This is a genomic window from uncultured Marixanthomonas sp. (assembly GCF_963974425.1).
Classification (GTDB): Bacteria; Bacteroidota; Bacteroidia; order Flavobacteriales; family Flavobacteriaceae; genus Marixanthomonas.
This window is the reverse complement of the sequence record NZ_CAXBCK010000060.1, coordinates 1-20,901: the sequence shown is the minus strand read 5'-3', so window position 1 is coordinate 20,901 and position 20,901 is coordinate 1. Positions and strand designations below refer to the sequence as shown.

The following is a 20,901-nucleotide window of genomic DNA, read 5'->3' as shown; positions in this document are numbered from 1 at the left end:
ATTATTAATGAATCGGTACCGGATTGCTATGCTGACTTAGGCTACAAAACCGTATCGACTAACCCATGTGGAGAGATTCCTTTATGCCCATACGACTCTTGTCGTTTATTGGCTATCAACTTATTTTCATATGTTGAAAAACCATTTACTGAAAAAGCAAAGTTCAACTTTAAATTATTTAAAAAACACATAGCGGCTGCCCAGCGCATTATGGACGATATTATCGACCTAGAGTTGGAAAAAGTGGATGCTATTTTGGCTAAAATTGATGCTGACCCTGAAGGAGCTGAAGTAAAGGCTGTAGAACGAAACCTATGGTTGAATATTAAAAGAAAAGCTGAAGAAGGGCGTCGTACCGGAATTGGCATTACTGCCGAAGGTGATATGCTAGCGGCCTTGGGCATTAAATACGGAAGTGAAAAAGGTGTTGATTTTTCAGTAGAAATACACAAAACCATTGCTCTTGAAGCTTATCGTGCTTCGGTATATGCTGCTAAAGAACGTGGTGCTTTCGGGATTTTTGATTCAGAAAGAGAGAAAGAAAACCCGTTTATTCTTCGCTTAAAAGAAGCCGATGAAAAACTGTATTACGACATGCTAGAATATGGCCTCCAACCGGAACAACTAGTTTAATGACGCAAACTACTTCGGGGATTGAACCAGTGTTTTTACCAGTATATAAACGCAGAAGAAAAGTAAATCCTAACGATAAAGATGCCCGCGTCGATTTTATAGATGAAGTAGGCGACTCTTGGGAAGAATACGTTGTTTTCCACCACCGTTTTAAAGAATGGATGAAAATTAACGGTCACGATACCGATAAAAACTACAGTCAAGAAGAATTGAATGAGTTGGTAGCACTATCACCATATCATCAAGCTACTTCTAACGATGTAGATTGGCTAAGCAAGGTACGTATGCAAGGCGCCGTTCAAAAATGGGTAGACCATAGTATTAGTGTAACCATCAACCTACCGAATGATGTAGATGAAGAGCTCGTTGGAAAACTATACTTAGAAGCTTGGCAAGCCGGGTGTAAAGGTGTAACCGTGTATCGTGATGGTTCTCGTTCTGGCGTATTAATTTCAAATGAAGAGAAAAAAGAGGAGAATCAAGAATCTTTGATTTCTTTCCCTACCAAGCGTCCTGAAGTTTTAGAAGCCGATGTAGTTCGTTTCCAAAATAACAAAGAGAAATGGATTGCTTTTATTGGCCTGATTGATGATAAACCGTATGAAATATTTACTGGATTGGCAGATGAAGACGGAATCTTGCTTCCTCGTTGGGCAACGAAAGGTTTGATTATAAAAAACCGAAACGAAGACGGAACCTCTCGATATGATTTTCAATATCAAAACAAAAGAGGATACAAAACTACAATTGAAGGCTTATCGCATAAGTTTGATCCAGAATATTGGAATTATGCAAAATTGATTTCCAGTACGCTTCGTCACGGCATGCCTATTGAAAAAGCTGTAGAGTTAATCAACAGTTTACAATTAGACAGCGAATCTATCAATACCTGGAAAAACGGTGTTGCAAGAGCGTTAAAACGATATGTTGAAGATGGAACCTTGGCTAGAAAACAAAAATGTGATAACTGTAATTCTTCACAATTAATTTACCAAGAAGGCTGTTTAACTTGTAAAGATTGCGGATCGTCAAAATGCGGATAATTCGTTAAAGTTAAATTATATTTTACTAGTATTAAAAGCCCCGATATTAAATCGGGGCTTTTTTAATTATCTTTAAGACATCTAATCACTTTTTAGAATGAAACCTGCATCCTCCATTTTAATAAAACAAGTTCAATCAAAATCTGTACTTGAACTTCAAAAGATTGCCAAAGAAACGTTTTTCGAGACGTATGCCTTAGAAAATACCAAGGAAGATATGGATGCTTATCTAGCCGAAAACTTCAACACCGAACACCTACAAAGAAGTATAATAAACCCAGATTCGTTTTATTATTTTGCGTTACAGGATAATGAAACCATAGGTTATTTAAAAATAAACAGAAGTGTTGCGCAAACAGACAATAAACTTCCCAATACACTGGAAATAGAACGTATTTACATACTATCTAAATTTCAAGGAAAAGGAGTAGGAAAACTTTTACTGAATAAAGCCACAGAGAAAGCACAATCGCTCAACATAAAAACACTGTGGTTAAGTGTCTGGGAAAAGAACCAAAAAGCCATTTCCTTTTACAAAAAACAAGATTTTACAGCGTTTGACAACCAGTATTATTGGGTAGGCACCGATAAGCAAACCGATGTTTTAATGAAGTTGGATTTAGATTTCTGATTAAAATTCTAGAAAAAAAGCATAAAAAAACCGCCTCGAGTTGAGACGGTTTTTACGCATCCTTGACTGATTTACAATTCTAATAAACCATTCGTTTTATTAACACCTTCAGCACTTTCTTTTAAGTGATTTCTTTCTCCGTCGTTTAATTCGATATCTACTATTTTTTCAATACCGCCACGGCCTAATACAACTGGCACACCGATACAAAGATCATTTAAGCCGTACTCACCTTCTAACAAGGTAGAACAAGGGAATATTTTCTTTTGGTCGCAAGCAATGGCTTGTACCAATCCGCTTACGGCTGCTCCAGGAGCATACCAAGCTGAAGTCCCTAGTAATTTAGTAAGAGTAGCCCCTCCTACTTTGGTATCTTCTTTTACTTGGTTTAATCTGTCTTCCGAAATAAATTCAGTTACTGGCACACTGTTTCTAGTCGCTAAACGTGTTAATGGCACCATACCTTTATCACTGTGACCACCAATTACCATTCCGTCAACATCGCTAATTGGCGCACCTAATGCCTCAGCTAAACGATATTTAAAACGTGCGCTATCTAATGCACCACCCATACCGATAATTCGGTTTTTAGGAAGGTTGGTTGTTTTATGCACTAAATACGTCATCGTATCCATTGGGTTACTTACAACAATGATGATGGTATTTGGAGAGTGCTTTACTAAGTTAGAAGAAACATCTTTTACAATTCCGGCATTGATACCGATTAATTCTTCACGAGTCATTCCTGGTTTCCTTGGAATACCACTTGTAATAACACAAATATCACTATCTGCTGTTTTACTGTAATCTCCTGTTGTACCAACTACGCGTGTATCGAATGCATTTAAGGAAGCGGTTTGCATTAAATCCATTGCTTTTCCTTCGGCGTAGCCTTCTTTAATATCTAAAAGAACTACTTCACTTGCAAAATTTTTAATGGCAATGTATTCGGCACAACTTGCGCCTACTGCACCTGCTCCTACTACTGTAACTTTCATTATATGTATTATTTTTGAATGAATGATTTATTTGAAACGAGAATTGAATAATTTTCGTTTTGCAAAAATACAATTATCTCATTTAAAATACGATAAGAAAGGGTTAAAAACAAAACCACCGATTAAATAAACTAACCGGTGGCTTTCAAAAATTAATAATACTTTATTTCTTACGCATCAATATTTGCATATTTAGCATTCTTCTCGATAAACTCTCGTCTCGGCGGTACCTCATCTCCCATAAGCATGGAGAAAATTCGGTCTGCTTCAGTTCCATTATCGATGGTTACCTGACGTAAGATTCTAAATTCAGGGTTCATTGTAGTATCCCACAATTGTTCTGCATTCATCTCACCCAGACCCTTGTATCGTTGGATACTGGCTCCACCTCCAAAGCTGGCATTAATCTCAGCGCGGGCTTCTTCAGACCAAGCATATTCGCTCTTTTTTCCTTTTTTCAGTAAATACAAAGGAGGAGTTGCAATATATACGTGTCCTGCTTCAATTAAATCTTTCATATAACGGAAGAAGAACGTTAAAATTAACGTTGCAATGTGACTACCATCTACATCGGCATCACACATAATTACTATTTTGTGATAGCGAAGTTTTGAAAGGTTTAGTGCCTTACTATCTTCTTCAGTTCCTATTGTTACTCCTAATGCAGTAAATATGTTTCTAATTTCTTCGTTTTCAAAAACCTTGTGTTGCATGGCTTTTTCCACGTTCAAAATTTTACCTCGTAATGGCAAAATAGCTTGGAAGTTACGATCACGACCTTGTTTTGCCGTTCCCCCTGCAGAGTCACCCTCTACTAGAAATACTTCGCATTTTTCAGGGTCTTGTTCTGAACAATCAGACAGTTTCCCTGGCAAACCAGCACCACCCATAACGGTTTTACGCTGTACCATTTCGCGAGCTTTACGAGCTGCGTGGCGTGCTTGTGCTGCCAAGATCACCTTTTGCACAATGGTTTTGGCATCGTTCGGGTTTTCCTCTAAGTAGTTTTCAAGCATTTCGGAAACTGCTTGGCTTACTGCTGAAGAGACCTCACGGTTACCTAGTTTAGTTTTAGTTTGCCCTTCAAATTGAGGTTCTGCTACTTTTACCGAAACAATAGCTGTTAATCCTTCACGGAAGTCATCTCCTAAAATCTCAAATTTCAGCTTGTCTAACATGCCAGAAGCATCGGCATACTTTTTTAATGTTGTTGTCAATCCACGACGGAAACCAGTTAAATGTGTTCCTCCTTCGTGAGTATTGATGTTATTTACGTAAGAATGTAGATTCTCGTTAAAGGAAGTGTTGTATATCATCGCTACTTCTACAGGAATATCGTTTTTCTCCCCTTCCATAGAAATCACTTCATTAATAATTGGCTCACGAGTTTCATCTAAGAAACGGATAAACTCTTTTAACCCTTCTTCACTGTGAAAGGTTTCCGAAATAAATTCACCATCATCATCGGTTTCACGTTTATCGGTGATACTAATGGTAAGCCCCCTATTAAGGAAAGCTAGCTCACGCATTCTGCTTGCAAGCGTATCGTAATTAAAATTAAGGGTTTGCTTAAATATTTGAGAGTCAGGCTTAAAAGTTACAACCGTACCCCTATAATCTGTTTCACCAGTAGATTTTACTGGATATTGTGTTTTTCCTCTTTCGTATTCTTGTTCCCAAATTTTACCATCGCGATGAACGGTAGCTTTTAGACTTTCGGACAAGGCATTTACAACCGAAACACCCACTCCGTGCAGACCACCAGAAACTTTATAAGAGTCTTTATCAAATTTTCCTCCGGCACCAATTTTGGTCATCACAACTTCAAGAGCAGAAACGCCCTCTTTTTTGTGCATATCTACTGGAATACCCCGACCATTATCATTTACGGTTACCGAATTATCTTCATTAATCCAAACGTCTATAGTATCACAATAGCCGCCCATCGCCTCATCAATAGAATTATCTACCACTTCGTACACCAAATGATGTAATCCGCGTACACCTACATCACCGATATACATCGATGGACGCATGCGCACATGTTCCATTCCTTCTAACGCCTGAATACTATCGGCACCATATACTTTAATGTCTTTTTCGTCCTTCATAAAATTAGGTTGTTTTTCTTTCTGATACGTAACGAACAAATATAACGAAACCCATTATAAAATAAAGGCATTCCATTGATTAACCTCCGGAAGTTATTAACAGATTAATGTGAAGAAAAGCCAGCAATTAAACCTTATAGATTTATTACAGTCAAAAAAATAAAAGAAAGTTCAACTATTTTGTAATTTTTAAGAAATAGGAACGGATTATATAACTTTTAGAAAACTTTACAACATTTTAATTTTTCAGAAGTTATCTTTAAATAAAAAACAACTATGAAATCATTACTTACCATACTATTTTTTACAGCTATTACTGTTTTTAGCACTAATACTGCTTATTCGCAAACTTTCCCGAAGATGGATACCAGCCCGATGGATTTAGCAATGGCACGTCCTGACAGAAATACACCTCCTATTGCTCGCGTTATTTACAGCCGCCCACAAAAAAAGGGCCGTGAAATTTTTGGGGAATTAGTTCCTTACGGAAAAGTATGGCGTACTGGAGCAAATGAAGCTACCGAATTAACCATATACGAACCTTTAAAAGTTAATAAAACAGTTTTACAGCCTGGAACGTATACGTTATTCACCATTCCTGAGAAGGACATGTGGACCGTAATTATTAATAAAAATGCTAATGTTTGGGGTACTATTTACAACAAAGATAATGACGTCGTTAGACTAGAAACTCCAGCACGAAACGCTGCTGCTCCTGCAGAATCACTATCTATGGTTTTTAGACCAGAAGATAAGGGCGCAACCTTAATGATTGGATGGGATAAGACATATGTAGAGGTGCCTTTTGAAAAGGTAAATTAAGAAACTTCCCTTTACGGAATATTCAAATATTTATGCGTCTGTAATGACACTTTCCACTTAGGGTTTTGCATTACATATTCAACAATTTGCGGCATCATTTTATCCCGTTTACTCCATTCGGGTTGTAGGTAGAGAATACAGTTGTTATTTACTTTTTCGGCTTGCTCTTCAGCAAACTTAAAGTCATTTTTATTGTAAATAATCACTTTTAGTTCGTGTGCCTTTTCATACACCTCTGGAGTTGGAAGCTTTATCTTTTTTGGTGAAAGGCAAATCCAGTCCCATGTTCCAGTAAGCTTATACGCCCCTGAAGTTTCAATATGGATTTGCATATCTTTTTCTTTCAGCTTTTGCGTTAAAGGCCCCATATCCCACGTAAGTGGCTCCCCTCCAGTTATCACAATCGTTTTACTGTATTTGTCGGCATTTTCAACAATGGTATCGATATTAGTTGGCGGATGTATATCGGCATTCCAACTCTCCTTAACATCGCACCAATGGCAACCTACATCGCAGCCTCCTATTCGTATAAAATAAGCCGCTGTACCTTTATGGAATCCTTCTCCTTGTATGGTGTAAAACTCCTCCATTAACGGAAGCATCTCCCCTTTATTTACCAATTGTTGAGTCTCTGTCTGCATAGACTGCAAAATTACAATTTATAGTTGGCAGTTCAGGGAAAGCCGTATGCTTTTTAGCATTAATTTAAATAGTTATTAAAATAATATTTCAGAAGCTTACCTACAATTGCTATTTTTATCGAAAATTTAAACGATGGCAGACAAACAGGCTTTTTTTGACCATATTGAAAAAGGGTACACCACCAAAGGTGAAGCCATTACATTAGGTGCTGCTATGTTGAGAGGCGAAACCCTCACTAATGCGCTGGTTAAAATCCCATTAAAAACCATGAACCGTCACGGCCTTATTGCCGGTGCCACAGGAACTGGGAAAACAAAATCGTTACAAGTACTAGCAGAAAATCTTTCAGAAAAAGGAGTACCTGTACTATTAATGGATATGAAAGGTGACCTCAGCGGAATTGCTAAACCTAGTCCCGGTCATGCTAAGATTAATGAACGTCACGGAAAAATTGGCATTCCTTTTACATCGAAAAAATTTCCAGTAGAAATTATGACGCTTTCGGAACAAAACGGCGTACGCCTTCGCGCTACCGTAAGTGAGTTTGGGCCCGTGTTGTTATCGCGAATTTTAGATGTAAGTGAAACCCAAGCGGGAATTATTTCAGTAATATTTAAGTATTGTGATGACAATAAACTTCCACTTTTAGATTTAAAGGATTTCAAAAAAATATTACAATACGCCACAAACGAAGAGAAAGACGAGTTTTCTGAAGAATATGGACGTATTTCCTCTGCTTCAACAGGTGCTATTTTACGACGTATCGTAGCGCTAGAACAACAAGGAGGTGACTTGTTTTTTGGTGAAAAATCATTTGATACCGATGATTTACTACGAATAGATGAAAATGGAATGGGCTACATTAACATTGTTCGTCTTACCGATATTCAAGATCGCCCCAAGCTCTTCTCAACTTTTATGTTGAGCTTGTTAGCCGAAATTTATACTACATTCCCTGAACAAGGTGATAGTGGTAGACCAGAATTAGTAATCTTTATAGATGAAGCACATTTAATGTTTAAAGAAGCAAGTGATGCTTTGTTAGACCAAATTGAAAGTATTGTAAAGCTTATTCGTTCAAAAGGTGTAGGATTGTATTTTGTAACTCAAAACCCAACAGATGTTCCTGACGCGGTATTAAGTCAGTTAGGGCTGAAAGTACAACACGCGTTGCGAGCCTTTACAGCAAAAGATAGGAAAGCAATTAAGTTAACTGCTGAAAACTACCCTATTTCAGAATACTATAAAACCGACGAAGTATTAACCAAGTTGGGAATTGGAGAAGCCTTAGTTTCAGCTTTAAATGAAAAAGGAATTCCAACACCCTTAGCTGCTACGCTAATGCGCGCCCCAATGAGCCGAATGGACGTATTAGAAGATCAAGAGCTAAAAGAATTATTAGGAGAATCGAAACTCATAGAAAAATACAACGAAACTGTAGACCGTGAAAGTGCTTACGAATTATTAAACGATAAAATTGACATTGCCGAGAAAGAAGAAGCCAAAGAAAAAGCTCAAAAAGAAAAAGCTAAAGTAAAACGCTCTAGCAGTAGTTCTTCTTCTAGAAGCAGCAGACAAAACCCTATTGTTAAAGTATTAAGCAGTCCAACTGTAATACGCAGTGTATTGGGAATATTAGGAAAACTATTAAAATAAAACAGACAATAAAATTTATATGAAAAAGACACTATTATTAAGCCTATTAACTACTATTCTATTTGTTTCTTGTGATTCAAATAAAGACCCATTTACTATTGGCGAAGGAAGCATTGGAAGCCTGGATAAAAATATTCAAATGAAACAGGTTGACTCTATTTTTGCGGAAGACTCCATTGTAAAGCTTAACCCGATAAAAAATGCTTTAGGCACACAGGGCGAAGTGGAAATTTATGATAAAGAAGGAAACAAACTGCTATTGCTTTCTCCAGAAGATGAAAACGATCCTAATGCAACTGTAACCAATGTTCAGGTATTTGATGCACGATACAAAACTGATAAAGGATTAACAAGTGGCAGTACTTTTAAAGATGTAAAAGCCAATTATACGGTTTCAAATATTGAAACTACCATCAACTCGGTGGTTGTCTTTTTAAAAGACAGTGAGATCTATTTGACAATCGACAAACAACAACTTCCTGAAAACTTACGGTATAATCCCAATGCAAAAATTGAAGCCAGCCAAATACCAGATGTTGCCAAATTTAAATATTTTATGATAGGTTGGGAAGCAGATACAACTACCGAAAAGGAATAAATTTTTCTAAAACCCTCTCAATATTTTGTTAAGCCTCGCCATAAAGCGGGGTTTTTCTATTAATTTTAGTAGCTAACCATTACAATTAATTATGATCAAGATTTTAGGATTTATTTTAACAATCGGTGGAGCCATCGCATTAGTACTTGGAATACTAAGTGTCTTTGGAAGTTTAGATGTAGGCTTGAGCCCATGGGCACTTATTATTTTAGGCATTATCTTCTTCTTTGCCGGAATAGGTTTATTGAAAAAAAGAAACGATACAGATGAAACCTAAAAAGAATCAATTCTTCTAATTAAAAATCAAAAAAGTAAAATTATGGCAAAGCCAAGAATAAAAAACGAAGACCAGTATGAAGCGCTTCGAGATAAAGGCTATAGTAAAGAAAAATCTGCTCGTATTGCCAATACCCCAAACTCAGGTAAAAAAGGAGGACAAGCACCTCCTTATGAAGATTGGACTAAAGACGATTTATATGAACAAGCAAAAAATGTAGCCATCGACGGTCGTTCCAAAATGAACAAAAAACAATTAATTAACGCCTTACGAAACAATTGATGAGTATAAACCCCTTTCATTTAGCAATCCCAGTACACAATCTTGATGAATGCCGAGTTTTTTACCGTGACACCCTAGGATTTACCGAAGGTCGAAGCAGCGATCATTGGATAGATTTCGACTTTTTTGGACATCAATTGGTCATTCATTACAAAGAAAAGACAAAAACAGAGTCGTCATTATCAAATCCAGTAGATGGCAAAGATGTTCCTGTTCCTCATTTCGGTGTAGTTTTAGATATGAAAACCTTTGAAGCTTTTTCTGCGCTGTTGAAAAGTAAAAATATTACCTTTATCATTGAGCCGTATATTCGGTTTAAAGGAAAAGCCGGAGAGCAAGCCACGATGTTTTTTAAAGACCCATCTGGCAATGCCCTTGAGTTCAAAGCCTTTAAAAACATGAACCAACTTTTTACTAGCTAATTGAATGAAATCAATCTCTCCACAAATAATTAGGCAGGTATTTGTCCTTTTACTCATTTTATTGATGGGTAGTTTAATCTTTAAGGAAATGGCACCCTACCTTTCTGGTGTTTTAGGCGCTGTTACCATTTATGTTTTATTACGAGGCTGGATGAAAAAATTAGTTTTAAAAAGAGGCTGGAATTCCGATCTTGCAGCAGGCTTATTAATGCTACTTTCGTTTATTGGGATTTTACTACCAGTTTCTGGCATTGTTTTAATGCTGGGAAATAAAATAGGTAATGCCGTTAAAAATTCAGAAGAAGTAATCGTTGCTTTAAAAGAACAATTGGGAGAATGGGAAACACAATTAGGCTACGAAATTAGCTCACAAATTGATACCACCGCCATTTCTTCTTGGATTTCCACCCAATTACAAAGTTTTGCTGGTGGCACCTTCAATATGTTTATCGCTATTGGATTAATGTACTTTATGCTCTATTATATGCTTACCAATAGAAAAGAGCTAAAAGAATCATTGTTCGACTATATACCAATTGGTGATGATAACTTAAAAGAAATAGGTGATGAAGCCAACGCTATGGTGCGTGCCAATGCTATTGGCATTCCCTTAGTAGCTCTTGCACAAGGTGTTGTAGCTTTAATTGGCTTTTTAATTTTTGGCGTTGACGATCCATTTTTCTGGTTTGTTATAACCACTATTGGTTCTATGATTCCATTTATTGGGACTCTAGTAGGTATCCTTCCTGTTTTTATTCTTTCGTTATCAGCTGGAGACACCTTCCAAGCGTGGGGAATTTTATTGTATGGATTTATTGTTGTTGGTTCTACCGATAATATTTTCAGAATGTATGTTCTTAAAAAGCTAGACAACGTACACCCCTTAATAACCTTTATAGGTGTTGTTGTTGGTGTTCCACTATTTGGATTTATTGGATTGATTTTCGGCCCGCTACTTATTAGCTTGTTTTTAATTGTACTTCGTATTTATAGAAAAGAATATAGTAAAACACACGAAAAGAAGCTTTAATCATGTTTCAGAAATTTGAAAAGACCAACTATCCTCCAACCGGTAAACCTGTATTAGTCTGGGATGGAGAATGTGGTTTTTGCAAATATTGGGTGACGCGTTGGCAAAGTTTGACCCGTAACAAAATTGAGTATAAAACCTATCAAGAAATTGCTTCTCAGTTTCATGATATTCCGCTGAAAGAATTTAAAAAAGCTTCTCGCCTTATTGAAACTAATGGTAAAATATACAGTGGTCCCGATTCAGCCTACCGAAGTTACACCTATTCAACAAAGAATTTGCCTTGGCATAGTTGGTATTGCAATTATTCTTGGTTTACAAAGCTCAGCGATCACGGATATAATTACATTGCGAAGCATCGCCCCTTCTTTTTTAAACTCACTACACTTTCCTTCGGAAAAAACCCAGAAGCATTAAAGCCGTATTGGCTACTCTACTTGCTCATACTTTTGGCAGTTTTTTATGTACTCTCTAGATTTTTATAACAAATTTTTAAAACAGTTTTCTTTTTTGAAGCCGTATCTTTCAGAAAACAAATAAAAAACCGACTATGCTATTTGGTAAAAAGAAAGACAAACTACATTTCAACCCTGGGAACAGAGACGATGGTGTTGATGAAAATTATGTTGAAGAAGAAGTTAATAAAATTGAAGAAGATGATGTAGAGGTTGTTTTAAACAACGAAGAAAATATTGATAAAAAATTCAGCGGAAATAATTCCCTTTCAAAATATGTAGAACTTGGCAGGATTATGATTAGTATGCTGAAGGATGTAAAAAACGGAAGCTACAAAAACATACCGTGGTTTACTATAGCAACTATCGTGATGGCTTTATTGTATGTTTTAAACCCAATGGATGTGGTACCTGATTTTATTCCGGGTATCGGTTATATAGATGATGTTGCCATCCTTACTATGGGTGTCGGTTGGATAGAAAGCGATCTGCACCGCTATTTAGATTGGAGAATGGAAAACGATTTGGGAATTTAAATACCCTCTGATAGTAGCATATTTCCTTAGCGGGAGTATATAAAGCCTAACGAGAAGTAAGCTATGTAATTGTTACCTGCTTTTTTTAAATTTTATTTTCAATCAAGTCTTTGGCCAAACTTGCTTTTTTTAACTTCTTGTTTTTAAATAAATATTCTACATCATACTTATTGTCTATCATTAGTTGGAGATAATAGTAATTTATATGTTCTAAAATCGCAAACACATTTGCAAAAATCCCCCAGTAAAACATGTTATTAGATTCAAAATTCCATTTTTGAATGTAGAGCTGAATCAATAAAACAGGAATCATACCTGAAATCAGCAGCCAATTAAATCGTTTTGACTTTTTGAAAAATCGAATATTACCAGCTTGATTTATGTGTTTTTCTGTAAGTCTTTCCAGTTTCAACTTCCAATAAAGTTGACCTTGATATAGAATAATTATGCATACAATTAATCCATAAGATATGAGAATCAAATCTCCAACTGGATTCGTAAACAATAGAAATAGTAATAATGCAGGAAAAGTGACATACGCATGGAATTTCTCAATTGGATAATACCATTTTAGTCGTTTTATCAATCTCGCTTTATTCATATCTAAGTTGCTCTAATTGCAGGTATCAAGTAGATATTTTTTGAACATTTTTTATATCATTACCTTCTCTCTCTACGCTGCTCTCTCGCGAGCAACGTATTTTTTAAGAGCATAGCAATGGTCATAGGACCCACACCTCCAGGAACCGGTGTTATAAAAGAAGCTTTTTTACTAGCGTTTTCAAAATCTACATCACCTTTAAGCACATAGCCTTTTTTAGTAGATTCATCTGGAACGCGAGTGATACCTACATCGATCACTACGGCATCATCTTTAATCATTTCAGCTTTAAGAAAATCTGGTATTCCCACTGCGATAATAACAATATCGGCTTGTGAAGTAATTTGCGTAATATTCTTAGTATACTCATGAGTAAGTGTTACTGTTGAGTTTCCAGGGAAACCACTTCGCCCCATTAAAATACTCATCGGTCGTCCTACAATATGACTACGCCCAATAACTACAGTGTGTTTTCCTTTTGTAGGGATATCATATCGTTCTAACAGTTCTAATATTCCGAAAGGTGTTGCAGGAATAAAAGAAGTCATATCTAAAGACATTTTTCCGAAATTGGTTGGATGAAAACCATCTACATCTTTATCGGGATCTACAGCTAACAGTACTTTTTGCGTATCGATTTGTGGTGGTAACGGAAGCTGAACAATAAACCCGTCTATAGAATCTTCATTGTTCAATTTCTTTATTTTGTCCATTAATTCCACTTCACTTGTGGTACTAGACATTCTAACTAGAGTAGATTCAAAACCCACGGCTTTGCAAGCTTTTACTTTGGTATTCACATATGTCATGCTAGCGCCGTCGTTCCCTACGATAATAGCAGCTAAGTGCGGCACCTTTTCATTCTTGGCTTTCATTTCGTCTACTTCGGCTTTTATTTCAGCCTTAATATCGTTCGATATTTTCTTACCGTCTAGAATTGTCATATAAATAAAGTATTCAGTTTGGTAGTTGCAGTTGGCAGTATTGCCTATACTCCAAACTTACCGGGATTTAGTATCATATAATTAATAAGCCTGCCTACTTCCAGACTCTTTTCTTCTAACTTGATCAGTCAATGAATATTTTTCTTCCTTCGGAAAGGACTTAGAAATTTCAAATATGTCCATTGCCAAATCAAATCCTTTTTGATTTGCTTTCAAGGTTTTAAAACTCATTGTTTTACTGCTTACTGCAACTGCTAACTGACACTACTTCATATTTTGCATCATCTGCATCATTTTGCGACCGCCGCCGCCTTGCATCATCTTCATCATTTTACTCATTTGGTTGAATTGTTTCATCAGTTGATTTACCTCTTGCACCGAAGTTCCGCTACCTTTAGCAATACGTTTTTTACGGCTTCCGTTTATCACTGATGGGGTACTTCTTTCCTCAGGTGTCATTGAATGAATGATGGCTTCAATTCCGTTAAAGGCATCATCATCTATATCTACTCCTTTTAGGGCTTTTCCAGCTCCGGGTATCATCCCCACTAGATCCTTCATACTACCCATTTTCTTTACTTGCTGTATCTGCTTAATGAAATCATCAAAACCAAATTGGTTTTTTGCAATTTTCTTTTGAAGTTTACGAGACTCATCTTCATCAAACTGTTCTTGTGCTCGCTCTACAAGCGACACCACATCTCCCATCCCTAAAATACGGTCGGCCATACGTGCTGGGTGAAACACATCGATTGCGTCCATCTTTTCACCAGTACCGATAAATTTTATCGGCTTATTCACTACACTTTTAATTGATATTGCGGCACCACCACGGGTATCACCATCCAACTTGGTTAATACAACTCCATCAAAATTAAGGCGTTCGTTAAACGTTTTTGCCGTGTTTACTGCATCTTGCCCCGTCATTGCATCTACAACAAACAACGTTTCGTTAGGTTGAATAGCTTTATGGATATCGGCTATTTCAGTCATCATCGCTTCATCAATCGCCAAACGACCTGCCGTATCAATAATTACAGCATTATTCCCATTTTGCTTAGCGTGAGCAATTGCATTTTGCGCAATTTGCACTGGATTTTTATTTCCTTCTTCGCTATATACTTCTACTTTTATCTGTTCCCCTACTACATGCAACTGATTGATTGCCGCCGGACGGTATACATCACAAGCTACCAATAAAGGCTTTTTTGTCTTTTTTGTTTTTAAATAATTAGCTAGTTTTCCCGAGAATGTGGTTTTACCACTACCCTGTAAACCAGACATTAATATAACACTAGGCGAACCGCTTAAATCGATTCCTGCAGTGTCACCACCCATTAATTCAGTCAATTCATCTTTTACCAATTTCACCATCAACTGCCCTGGTTGTAGGGACGTCAATACATTTTGACCAAGGGCTTTTTCTTTAACGGTATTGGTAAATTCTTTGGCAGTTTTAAAGTTAACATCGGCATCGAGCAAAGCACGGCGTACTTCTTTAAGGGTTTCGGCTACGTTTACTTCTGTAATTTGGCCGTGTCCCTTCAGGACGTGCATTGCTTTATCTAACTTATCACTTAAATTATCAAACATATTCTTTACGCTTTAGTTTACAGATACTCTTAGGTATATAGGGTTGCAAAGATAACATTCTGAAAGGGAGTTTCAAAGTGTTCTTTGTGAATTGTAGATGTTTTTCATAGGGTACTTGCAGTAGCCATGTTCTAAAGGCGGTAGGCGGTAAGCAATAGGCAGTAAGCAATAGGCGGTAAGCAATAGGCGGTAGGCGGTAGGAAGTAGACAAATTTAGACTTAGGTGGAATAAACTATATGCATTTCATTAATATGACATACAATATACACGCTATAAACACGCTATATATACGCTATATATACGCTATAAATACACTAATACGTTATATATAATTACCTTATATTTGGCTTCCTTTTTCCTTAGACCTAAAACAACACCCCGAAGGTCTATATAGCACTATTACCAAGTAACTATTCCTATTCTGTTTTGAAAACATTACCACTCCTTTAACATAGGCTTATGCTTATAGAAGCCTTATTGACAAGGGAATGCCGTATATTTATTGAAAGAAAATTATTGCTATGAAAAAGTTAGGATTATTGGCTACACTAAAAGCCAAAACAGGGAAAGAAGACGAAGTTGCCCAATTTATTAAAGGAGCTGTAGACCTTGCCCGACAAGAAAACAAAACCCTTACGTGGTACAGTTTTAAAATAGACAATTCTACATTCGGAATTTTCGATTCTTTTGAAGATGAAGCTGGCCGGGACGCTCATTTAAACGGAGATATTGCAAAAGCATTAATGGAAAATGCAGATCGATTACTTAGTGAAGCTCCAGATATAAAAAAGATTGATATTCTTTCAGCAAAATAGAATAAAACAAATTACATAAAAATTTCAGTTTAATTAAAATCCACCCGTATTCACGGGAATTTATATGAGTAAACAAGCTTTATTACAACCCTACAATATGGGCGATTTACAATTACCCAACCGAGTGATAATGGCACCAATGACAAGAAGTCGTGCCAACAATCCTGAAAAAAAACCAACTCAAGATAAACATGCAATTTATTATAAGCAACGAGCTTCAGCTGGATTAATTATCACAGAAGGATCGCAGGTTTCAGAAAAAGCTGTGGGATATATTCACACACCAGGTATTCATACCGAAGCCCAAGTGGAAGGATGGAAAGAAGTGACACAAGCCGTACATGAAGCCGATGGACAAATTTTTATCCAGCTTTGGCACGTGGGGCGAATTTCGCACCCCGATTTTCATAATGGCGATTTACCGCATGCCCCTTCGGCATTGAATCCGGAGGCGCAATCCTTTACGCCAAACGGGTTTAAAGATACCGTTACTCCTAAAAAAATGACTACTGAAGACATACAGCAAACCATTCAGGATTTTGCCAACGCTGCTAAAAATGCAATGGAAGCCGGTTTTGATGGTGTAGAAATACATTCTAGTAATGGGTATTTGTTTCATCAATTTTTCAATGGAACGTCCAATCATCGAACCGATGATTACGGCGGCAGCATAGAAAACCGTGCTCGTTTTCTGTTTGAAGTATTAGATGCAATGAAAAAAGTAATGCCCGAAAATAGAATCGGCTTACGTATGAATCCATCCCTTCACGGAATTTTTGGAATGACTATGGATGAAGAAACCCTTCCCACTTTTGATTATATGATCAACAAATTAAACGAGTATAATTTGGCGTATTTACACCTTAGTGAACCTTTTAACGATGTAAGTGATGTGCCGTATGCTGAAACTGAAATCGCCAAACGGTACCGCCCTATATATAAAGGCACATTGATGATAAACACCAATTTTGATCAAGAAAAAGGAAATGCTGTTTTGGAACGTGGTGATGCCGATTTGGTTGCCTTTGGAAAACCCTATGTAAGCAACCCCGATTTGGTAGAACGATTTGAAAAAAACATACCCCTTAGTGACTGGGATAAAGACACTTTTTACACACAAGAGAAGAAAGGCTATATTGATTATGAAGCGAAAGCAAGAGAAGAAAGCCTTACTTCATCATAAATTATAAACAAAAAAAAGAAAAACTATGAATGAGCAATTAGAAGGATTAAAAACCATAAACCCAGCAACGGGAGAATTAATACAACGCTATCCGTTTATGACGGATAAACAAGCAGAAGAAGCTGTGCAAAAATGCCATGAAGCTTTTTTAGATTGGAAAACCAAGCCCGTTGAAGAACGCGCCAAGGTAATCAAAGCCATTGGTGAAAGTTTACAAAACCATAAAGAGGAATTGACAAACTTGATGACTCAAGAAATGGGAAAGCTGCTAAAACAAAGTAAACAAGAAGTAGATTTATGCTCTGGTATTTGTGATTACACTGCCGAGAATGGACCGAAAGAATTGGCAGATGACGAACGCGAATTACCTAATGGAGGTAAAGGTGTAATTGCCTACTCCCCTATTGGTGTGGTCTATGGAATACAGCCCTGGAATTTCCCGGCATATCAAGTAATTCGGTATTCTATTGCCAATTTGATGGCAGGGAATGGTGTGTTACTAAAACATGCTGAAATTGCAACTGGATGCGCCGAGTTATTAGAGAAAATTTATACCGATGCTGGACTCCCAAAACACTTATTTACTGTGTTATTAATTAACCACGATCAGTCTGATAAAATTATTGAAAACGATTTAGTGCGCGGAGTTACCCTAACCGGAAGTCCAGAAGCCGGAAAAATTATTGGTAAAAAAGCAGGCGCTAAACTAAAGAAAACTGTCTTAGAACTAGGTAGTAACGATGCCTATCTTGTATTAGAAGATGCCAACATAGACAAGGCTGTGAAACACTGTGTAAATGGTCGCGTGTACAATAATGGAGAAACCTGTGTGGCTGCCAAACGTTTTATAGTAGTAGATAAAGTTTATGAAGAGTTTAAAGAAGCTTTTCTAAAGCGTATGGAAGGTGTGAACCACGGCGATCCCACAGACGAAAACTCTAAGATAGGCCCTATGGCACGAAAAGATTTACGCGACGATTTACATGAACAAGTTACAGAGAGTGTAAAAAAAGGAGCCAAGATATTGTGTGGTGGCGAAATACCAGAAGGCAAAGGATATTATTATCCAGCAACCATATTGGCAAACGTAGAGCCTGGACAACCTGCCTACGACGATGAGCTGTTTGGCCCCGTAGCCTCACTGATTCATGCAAAAGATGCTGAAGATGCGATGCGCATTGCCAATGATAGCCGATTTGGTTTAGGTGGCGGTATTTTTTCAGAAGATACTGATAAAGCGTTTGATCTAGCTAAAAAGCATTTTGATACTGGTATGGTATTTATCAATTCTTTCGGATTGGCACAACCTAATATGCCTTTTGGTGGCGTGAAAAACTCGGGCTACGGACGCGAGCACGGTGGCTTTGGTATAAAAGAGTTTGTAAATGCTAAAGCTGTGATGCAGTTGAATTAGGCTTCAGTACTTCGGTACTTCGGCTCCGCTCAGCAACCTTGACAGGACTGTTAGAGTCGGGGCTTCGATACGTTCTCCACTTCGTGTAATACACTCAGCCACCTTAGATTTGGAACACGATTATTAAAAATAAAATGATTGCTAATCTAAAAAAGAAATTCTATGAATACGATAAATTTAGAACAAGCAGAAAAGATGATTGCAGCGGCGAAAACCAAAGCAAAAGATATGGATACTAAAATGAATATTAGCGTGGTTGATGTCGGTGCTAATCAAGTGGCTTTTGTCCGTATGGAGGGTGCTTGGTTAGGAAGTGCTGACATCGCGCTAAAGAAAGCCAAAACTGCTCGCTTTTTTGATATGAACAGTGGCGAAATTGGTAAACTTTCACAACCAGGGGAGTCACTTTATAATATTGAACACTCAAACGGGGGACTGATATCGTTTCCTGGCGGAATACCTGTTTCCAATAGCGATGGAACTATTATTGGTGCCATTGGCGTAAGCGGCAGTACTGTTGAGGACGATCATACGGTAGCTAAAGCTGGTGCCGAAGCATTATAAAAGCACCTTATTTTAGTAAACAAGACAAAGCGAGCTGTATAGTTCGCTTTTTTTATGTCTTACCGCTAGTATAACTGGTCTGTTCGTTTAGTTTGACACTTATCCCTTTTCCCTTTCATTTAGTTTCGCTCGGGGTTTGTTCGGGATACGGTATATTTTTGGAAAATAACCCCACTCCGTTCCCGAAGGATCCCCGAAGGAAACTCGAACAAAACCTCTAAAAATTAAGGTAAATTATGCATAGATTATCAAACGAATGCAAAAAAATGTAAAAACCATAAACTACCATCACACAGATGTAACAGTAAGCAGACTCGGTCAAGTGTCGTCAAACACCGTCATTTACCGTCAATAAGCTGCAGCTTATTGAGGATTTTGATAGGTTATTGTAACTTGACAAGGTATAGCTAGGAGTAGGCGTAGTAGTCATTGCTTGGCTACTTTAAACCAGACTACTTCCTAGCTTTAATATAGCCCGAAGTTTGCTTTAGGAATATAAAATCTAGTATGGCCTGAACTTAGTAAGTAAAATTAGAAAGTATTAAAATAAGTATATTTGAAATAAGCAAAATATAAACGCAATTGCGTTTATACGCATGTTGTATGCAATAGTCCATTTCGGAACGATTGATCTTTGTACGGCTCAGGCGTGTTGTTATGAGGGGTAAAAAAGGGATAAAGAGTTGCAAACCCGACTTATGGAGGGTTTTGCCCCGAAGCATTTAACGATGGTATCGTAGAGAGTTCACTCTCTGAACGTTGGCACGTTACAAATGCTTAGGTCAAGGTCGTGAAAATTTCTGACAAAGTCAAGTTTTCACGGGGTTGATGCTCTGATTTGTTTTTTACCTGATCTGATTCTTTGCGCCTGCCCCAGTTGCCAACGGTGTTTATTGGTTTTAAACCCCATGGGCCCCTGGGTCGCCAAACAAAGCCAGCGTTGTTGTTTTTTTTGCCGAACTGGCCTACAGTCCCTTTATTTTGTATCTTTCCGGGGGATACAAAAATAAAGCACACAACAATAGTTATAAGTCATAGCCGCTCAATCCCAACGCACCGTCCATGCTACGACTCATACCCCTAACGTTGTGCCTCATTTACAAACTGAACGCTGAATGAAAATATTTCCGACTAATAATTACGAATTTGAACTGACAAAGGAAAGTACAGATGCATTATCGGAATTAGAAAAAAACACTCTGATAACTGACTCACTTGTGTCTGAATGGACTAAAAAAGCGTTTATCGGACAAGTAAACAATAACGGATTTAAAATAATCTCGTCAAAACCTGGTCGAGGAGCTTTTTGTATTTTAAATGGCAAACTGGAGTCGAAAAAAGGAACTCTTGAAATTAGGATTCATAAAGCATTTAGAATAATGTTATCACTTATATATTTATTTCCACTAATCGGATTTACAATAGCATTATTCACAAAGGAAAAAGAGATAATAATTTCATTGATATTTCCGACTTTGATGGCATTGGTCGTTTTTCGATTTGTCTTTACGGAATTAGCATTTAGAATTATTTCAGGAAACGGATTAAAAAAATTGACAGAAATAATCGGAATTAATAAACTAAAAAAAACGAGGCACAACAAAGAACTGAGGTAAAAAACAACTTTTTTATCTATTAATTTTCGACACT

Annotated in this window: 22 protein-coding genes and 1 pseudogene; 16 read left to right on the top strand and 7 right to left on the bottom strand. The window is 37.2% G+C overall.

Annotated features, from left to right (window positions below):
• A pseudogene (locus AACZ92_RS14720) lies at positions 1-1,676 on the top strand (ribonucleoside-diphosphate reductase, adenosylcobalamin-dependent); the annotation flags it as partial.
• Between the two features lie 97 nt (positions 1,677-1,773).
• A complete protein-coding gene (locus AACZ92_RS14715; protein WP_339702841.1) occupies positions 1,774-2,307 on the top strand; it encodes a GNAT family N-acetyltransferase in 534 nt (177 codons plus the stop codon).
• A gap of 71 nt (positions 2,308-2,378) precedes the next feature.
• Here the strand turns inward: AACZ92_RS14715 and mdh are convergent, their stop codons facing one another.
• Both mdh and gyrB read right to left on the bottom strand, forming a co-directional pair.
• Positions 2,379-3,305, bottom strand: a complete 927-nt coding sequence (gene mdh / locus AACZ92_RS14710) for a malate dehydrogenase (protein ID WP_339702839.1) — start codon at positions 3,303-3,305, stop codon at positions 2,379-2,381.
• A 170-nt stretch (positions 3,306-3,475) separates the two neighbouring features.
• Positions 3,476-5,416: a DNA topoisomerase (ATP-hydrolyzing) subunit B gene (gene gyrB, locus AACZ92_RS14705; protein WP_339702837.1), complete on the bottom strand. Its 1,941-nt coding sequence runs from the start codon at positions 5,414-5,416 to the stop codon at positions 3,476-3,478.
• 276 nt (positions 5,417-5,692) lie between these two features.
• Between gyrB and AACZ92_RS14700 the strand changes: the two genes are divergently transcribed.
• Positions 5,693-6,238 (top strand): DUF2911 domain-containing protein, encoded by a 546-nt coding sequence (locus AACZ92_RS14700; protein ID WP_339702835.1) that lies wholly within the window; start codon positions 5,693-5,695, stop codon positions 6,236-6,238.
• 11 nt (positions 6,239-6,249) lie between these two features.
• On the opposite strand, the gene AACZ92_RS14695 is transcribed toward AACZ92_RS14700, so the two are convergent.
• Positions 6,250-6,879 (bottom strand): 7-carboxy-7-deazaguanine synthase QueE, encoded by a 630-nt coding sequence (locus tag AACZ92_RS14695; RefSeq protein ID WP_339702832.1) that lies wholly within the window; start codon positions 6,877-6,879, stop codon positions 6,250-6,252.
• Positions 6,880-7,012: 133 nt separating this feature from the next.
• On the opposite strand from AACZ92_RS14695, the gene AACZ92_RS14690 reads away from it, so the two are divergent.
• The 8 genes from AACZ92_RS14690 to AACZ92_RS14655 all read left to right on the top strand — a co-directional run bounded on the left by AACZ92_RS14690 (position 7,013) and on the right by AACZ92_RS14655 (position 12,136).
• Positions 7,013-8,536 (top strand): helicase HerA-like domain-containing protein, encoded by a 1,524-nt coding sequence (locus AACZ92_RS14690; protein ID WP_339702828.1) that lies wholly within the window; start codon positions 7,013-7,015, stop codon positions 8,534-8,536.
• Between the two features lie 19 nt (positions 8,537-8,555).
• Positions 8,556-9,134: a hypothetical protein gene (locus AACZ92_RS14685; protein ID WP_339702825.1), complete on the top strand. Its 579-nt coding sequence runs from the start codon at positions 8,556-8,558 to the stop codon at positions 9,132-9,134.
• 91 nt (positions 9,135-9,225) lie between these two features.
• Entirely contained in the window at positions 9,226-9,411 is a 186-nt protein-coding gene (locus tag AACZ92_RS14680) for a hypothetical protein (protein WP_339702822.1), read from the top strand.
• 42 nt (positions 9,412-9,453) lie between these two features.
• Positions 9,454-9,693 (top strand): Rho termination factor, encoded by a 240-nt coding sequence (locus tag AACZ92_RS14675; protein WP_339702819.1) that lies wholly within the window; start codon positions 9,454-9,456, stop codon positions 9,691-9,693.
• Positions 9,693-10,115 (top strand): VOC family protein, encoded by a 423-nt coding sequence (locus tag AACZ92_RS14670; RefSeq protein WP_339702816.1) that lies wholly within the window; start codon positions 9,693-9,695, stop codon positions 10,113-10,115. The genes AACZ92_RS14675 and AACZ92_RS14670 overlap by 1 nt, the downstream gene beginning before the upstream one ends.
• A 4-nt stretch (positions 10,116-10,119) precedes the next feature.
• Complete coding sequence (locus AACZ92_RS14665) at positions 10,120-11,145, top strand: AI-2E family transporter (protein ID WP_339702813.1); 1,026 nt, start codon at positions 10,120-10,122, stop codon at positions 11,143-11,145.
• Between the two features lie 2 nt (positions 11,146-11,147).
• The gene (locus AACZ92_RS14660; RefSeq protein ID WP_339702810.1) at positions 11,148-11,630 is read left to right on the top strand and encodes a DCC1-like thiol-disulfide oxidoreductase family protein; all 483 of its coding nucleotides are present in this window, start codon (positions 11,148-11,150) and stop codon (positions 11,628-11,630) included.
• A gap of 65 nt (positions 11,631-11,695) precedes the next feature.
• A complete protein-coding gene (locus AACZ92_RS14655) occupies positions 11,696-12,136 on the top strand; it encodes a YkvA family protein (protein ID WP_339702807.1) in 441 nt (146 codons plus the stop codon).
• An 85-nt stretch (positions 12,137-12,221) separates the two neighbouring features.
• On the opposite strand, the gene AACZ92_RS14650 is transcribed toward AACZ92_RS14655, so the two are convergent.
• From AACZ92_RS14650 to ffh, 4 genes are all read right to left on the bottom strand, one after another.
• Positions 12,222-12,737: a hypothetical protein gene (locus AACZ92_RS14650; RefSeq protein ID WP_339702804.1), complete on the bottom strand. Its 516-nt coding sequence runs from the start codon at positions 12,735-12,737 to the stop codon at positions 12,222-12,224.
• A gap of 59 nt (positions 12,738-12,796) precedes the next feature.
• On the bottom strand, positions 12,797-13,681 hold the full coding sequence (locus AACZ92_RS14645; RefSeq protein WP_339702802.1) for a bifunctional 5,10-methylenetetrahydrofolate dehydrogenase/5,10-methenyltetrahydrofolate cyclohydrolase: 885 nt from the start codon (positions 13,679-13,681) through the stop codon (positions 12,797-12,799).
• An 81-nt stretch (positions 13,682-13,762) separates the two neighbouring features.
• Positions 13,763-13,912 (bottom strand): four helix bundle protein, encoded by a 150-nt coding sequence (locus AACZ92_RS14640; RefSeq protein WP_339702799.1) that lies wholly within the window; start codon positions 13,910-13,912, stop codon positions 13,763-13,765.
• A 33-nt stretch (positions 13,913-13,945) separates the two neighbouring features.
• The gene (gene ffh, locus AACZ92_RS14635) at positions 13,946-15,274 is read right to left on the bottom strand and encodes a signal recognition particle protein (RefSeq protein ID WP_339702796.1); all 1,329 of its coding nucleotides are present in this window, start codon (positions 15,272-15,274) and stop codon (positions 13,946-13,948) included.
• A 522-nt stretch (positions 15,275-15,796) separates the two neighbouring features.
• Here ffh and AACZ92_RS14630 point away from each other — a divergent pair.
• The 5 genes from AACZ92_RS14630 to AACZ92_RS14610 all read left to right on the top strand — a co-directional run bounded on the left by AACZ92_RS14630 (position 15,797) and on the right by AACZ92_RS14610 (position 20,867).
• Positions 15,797-16,090: an antibiotic biosynthesis monooxygenase gene (locus AACZ92_RS14630; RefSeq protein WP_339702793.1), complete on the top strand. Its 294-nt coding sequence runs from the start codon at positions 15,797-15,799 to the stop codon at positions 16,088-16,090.
• A gap of 64 nt (positions 16,091-16,154) precedes the next feature.
• On the top strand, positions 16,155-17,273 hold the full coding sequence (locus tag AACZ92_RS14625; RefSeq protein WP_339702790.1) for an alkene reductase: 1,119 nt from the start codon (positions 16,155-16,157) through the stop codon (positions 17,271-17,273).
• A 25-nt stretch (positions 17,274-17,298) separates the two neighbouring features.
• Positions 17,299-18,687 (top strand): NAD-dependent succinate-semialdehyde dehydrogenase, encoded by a 1,389-nt coding sequence (locus tag AACZ92_RS14620; RefSeq protein ID WP_339702787.1) that lies wholly within the window; start codon positions 17,299-17,301, stop codon positions 18,685-18,687.
• A gap of 162 nt (positions 18,688-18,849) precedes the next feature.
• The gene (locus AACZ92_RS14615) at positions 18,850-19,251 is read left to right on the top strand and encodes a heme-binding protein (protein ID WP_339702784.1); all 402 of its coding nucleotides are present in this window, start codon (positions 18,850-18,852) and stop codon (positions 19,249-19,251) included.
• 1,115 nt (positions 19,252-20,366) lie between these two features.
• Entirely contained in the window at positions 20,367-20,867 is a 501-nt protein-coding gene (locus tag AACZ92_RS14610; RefSeq protein ID WP_339702781.1) for a hypothetical protein, read from the top strand.
• The last annotated feature ends 34 nt before the right edge of the window (positions 20,868-20,901 follow it).